5 protein-coding genes are annotated in these 3,452 nt (G+C 29.3%); all 5 read right to left on the bottom strand.

Features of this window, described 5'->3' with window-relative positions:
- Positions 1-240: 240 nt before the first annotated feature.
- Positions 241-816 (bottom strand): hypothetical protein, encoded by a 576-nt coding sequence (locus O9267_RS13820; protein ID WP_298180575.1) that lies wholly within the window; start codon positions 814-816, stop codon positions 241-243.
- 185 nt (positions 817-1,001) lie between these two features.
- Complete coding sequence (locus tag O9267_RS13815) at positions 1,002-1,829, bottom strand: hypothetical protein (protein WP_298180574.1); 828 nt, start codon at positions 1,827-1,829, stop codon at positions 1,002-1,004.
- A gap of 223 nt (positions 1,830-2,052) precedes the next feature.
- Positions 2,053-2,436, bottom strand: a complete 384-nt coding sequence (locus O9267_RS13810; RefSeq protein ID WP_298180572.1) for a hypothetical protein — start codon at positions 2,434-2,436, stop codon at positions 2,053-2,055.
- Between the two features lie 199 nt (positions 2,437-2,635).
- Complete coding sequence (locus O9267_RS13805) at positions 2,636-3,070, bottom strand: suppressor of fused domain protein (RefSeq protein WP_298180570.1); 435 nt, start codon at positions 3,068-3,070, stop codon at positions 2,636-2,638.
- Positions 3,058-3,303: a hypothetical protein gene (locus tag O9267_RS13800; protein ID WP_298180568.1), complete on the bottom strand. Its 246-nt coding sequence runs from the start codon at positions 3,301-3,303 to the stop codon at positions 3,058-3,060. The genes O9267_RS13805 and O9267_RS13800 overlap by 13 nt, the downstream gene beginning before the upstream one ends.
- Positions 3,304-3,452: the final 149 nt, after the last annotated feature.

Raw genomic sequence — 3,452 nt, 5'->3', positions numbered from 1 at the left:
CAGGGTTGTTTTTTTGGTGTTTCCATAGGATACTAAAAGTGTTTAATTTTTAGTCAACCTATTTTAGGACGAGAGGTTTTTTATAATTGCCTACAACGTTCCGCCGCTTCTCGTCAGTTGCGAAGTTCGGAACCTTATATTTTCTGTTAAAGATAAAAATTCTTGCGAAACGTAAACGTGAATTTACTACAAAATTCGCAATTGCGAGAAACGGCTGTTATAACCAGGCCTTTTATTTCTCTATTGAATTATTCCGCCATAATTTTTTAATACAGTTTCTACAATATCTTTACTCAAAGTTTCACTTATTACACCACTTGCTACCATTTCTGTTAGTCTTCCGATTAGCATTTGAGACCAATGTTTTTTGTTTAAAAAATAGAACTCTTTTAACTCATTTAATTCTTGAACTATATCATCATATGTGAATTCTTGTCCAACTTTTATTTTATTAAGATCTTCTAGAATTTTTTGAAGACTTTCATTTATTTCGGACCGTTCTTGGAGATTAAACTCAGTTGTTGGTAAACATTCAATTACCTCGTCGCGTTCGTTTTGAACAAAAAACAAACTGTTTTCATAGTTTTTGTTAACACCACAAACACCTTTTTCATTTTTGTGCGGACAAACTTCTAAATGTTTATCAAAACCTTGCTTTAACAATGTCAATAGATAATCTAAAAATTCAAGTTTGTGTGCATCTTTTCTGTATTCATAAAGTTGTGTTCTAACTTCTGATATAAATTCTTGGTAAGTTCCATACTCATTAAACTTCCATTCATAGAAACGAGTTGTTTGGTCTTGAATTAGATTCATTTTGGTTGTTTTTTATGTGGGTTTGTGAGGCTTGGTTATAACGTTTCGCGGCTTCATGAAGTGGCGATGAACCAAGACCAAGCCTTTACAAATATAACAAAAACTTTTAATTAATGACCTTTCTAATTTCTGATAAATCCCATGCCTCGCCATTTCTTGAAACCGCTGTTAGTGGCTGTTTTTCTTTATTTTTCATAATATTCTTTACAAAACCAATTCCGTTTATATTCAAATCTTCCAGTTTCTTCTTCAGGAAAAGTAATAATTTCATAATAATATTCTTTACCTTTTAAATCTTTTTTAAGTTGAAACTTTCCTTTATTGTCCATTGAGTAAATTCGACTAATAAAATGAATTGGAGTATTTCCATGAAAATCTCCCTGATATTCTGTTGATATATAGTTCAGTTTTTTATCAAATGGAAAGCTGTAAAAGTTCAAATTTGCAGTTCTGAAATTCCCAAATAGATTTACTTGGTTATTTTTTAAGTCATAAATTATATAATCCGATACACTACATCCAAGTCCTGTACAAGGGTTTGAATTGAACTCTAAAAAGATAATTTTGTTTTTATTGAAATTATATAATTTAATCTTTTCAACGTTGTTACAAAACATTTTTTCTCTTTCTCCATCAACTCGTGGGTTTATTGTTTTAAGACTTTTAATTAGAATTTTATTATTGTTTATTTTTATCCAATCAATATTAAAAGTATCTTTTTTAAAAATTTGAATTGTGTTTCCGGCAATTTTATAATTCTCTATTTGTTTAGGATTGACCTCAATTTTTAAAGTGTCAACAGGTTTTACAATAAATATTTTGAGTGAATCTATAAATTCATTAAAATTCTTTTCTTGATCTGAAATTTCAATAACCTTTGCAGTATTCTTTATCTGAGTAGAAACTTTTTGTTTTTCTGCTGGTAAATTTTTCGACTCACTCTTTTTAGTTTTTTCCGAGCAAGAAAATATAAGAATTAGGATTAAAATATTAAGTAGTTTTTGTATTTTCAAAATAATAAAAGGTTTAATATTGAGATTACTTTTCTAAAAATTATTCGTGTTAGTTTTCCGTCGCGCCAAAATAGCCACTAACGTTTTGCTGCTTCTGGCAGTGGCGTAATTTCGACACTGACCATCACAAATATAACTAAAATTTAGTTTCAACAATTAAGTTTTATAAATAAATCCCATGCCTAGCCATTGCTAGAAACAGCTGTTGGCAGTAGTCAATATACTAATTTCTAAATTTTTTATTCAGAATTTCAGACTTTTCTTTAAATGATTTAAAACTATTGCACTCTAATATGTCTGAATCTTTTAGTCTTAATTCATTTTCACATTTTTTGGAAACCTCTTTAGTTTTTTTTGTCGTGAGAATTACAATTTGTACCCCTAATGAGTCATTAAGTATCTCAGCTCTTGATGAAAATTTTTCAGTGGTTTTATAAAGGATGTTTGCTATTTTTTCCATTCCATTTGAACAATCGCATGCTGATTTGATTTTTGAAATATTTATTGAGTCCAGTTCTATTTTAATTTCGTCAATTTTATATTCATTTTTTTGAGAATAACATTCTATTGATATAAGGATTAGGGGAATAAATATTATTATTTTCATTATGTTGATTTTTTTTGTTTTGATTACTGCCAACGTTTTGCTGCTTCTGGCAGTGGCGTAATTTGCTCACTGACAATCACAAATATACCGAATATTTGAAAACGAAAGTTGTATTGTAAGAAAAAAGATTTTCACAGAAGTTTTATAAATAAATCCCAAGCCTAGCCATTGCTAGAAACAGCTGTTGTGCGATGCCAATTTATACAACTGGATTTCTATCTAAATCGCTATATGGATAAAAACCTTTTTCTTTTAGTAATTCTATTAATTTTCCGCTTCCGTTTTTTCTAGCAAATTCCATTTCACTTCTAAAGACTTCTAAGCAAAGTAATAAATGGTGATTTCTTTCGCCTATTTTGAATTCTTTATTTTCTGGGTTGTAATTATCTAAAATTAAGCAATTATTTTCGTCAGTTCCATTAGGTACTTCGATTGTTTCAAGTGGATTCAAGATTGCTTGAAAAGAATAATTTCCAATTGTTGTGAATATTCCACAAAATCTTCTTTCAATTTTATTAAATGCAGTTTGGTTTTCTTCGTTATCGTTATAATCTAATTTTGTAAATCCAACTAATTCATAAGTTCCGATTCTATTCGGTTTTGGCCCATTTCCATCGGGATTTAATAATTCCATTGTTGCAAATCCAGTTCCTTTAATATGATTTGTAAAATAATACATATCAACTGCTCCGCCGACTGAAAAGGAATAATTGCGTGACCAACAATTCCATGCATTTTTCCTAATACATTTTCTAAACCTTTTTCTTTTAATTCGTAATCTTTGTTATATTCATCTTCGGTAAACTCTCTAGCTGGAATTTCAACTTCCTTACTTTTTCCACCGAATAATTTCTTTAAAAAGCTCATATTTGTTCTATTTTACTTGTTTTTTGGTTTGGTATCGCACAACGTTTTGCCGCTTTGTCTCGTGGCGTATTTTCGACACTTAACATTCCAAAAATACACAAAATATTGATTCAGCGATAAAAATTCAGATAAAAACTGAACTAGCCATG

Source organism: Flavobacterium sp. (assembly GCF_027531705.1).
Classification (GTDB): Bacteria; Bacteroidota; Bacteroidia; order Flavobacteriales; family Flavobacteriaceae; genus Flavobacterium.
Note: the sequence above shows the minus strand (reverse complement) of the source record. Positions and strands in the feature narration are given on the sequence as shown.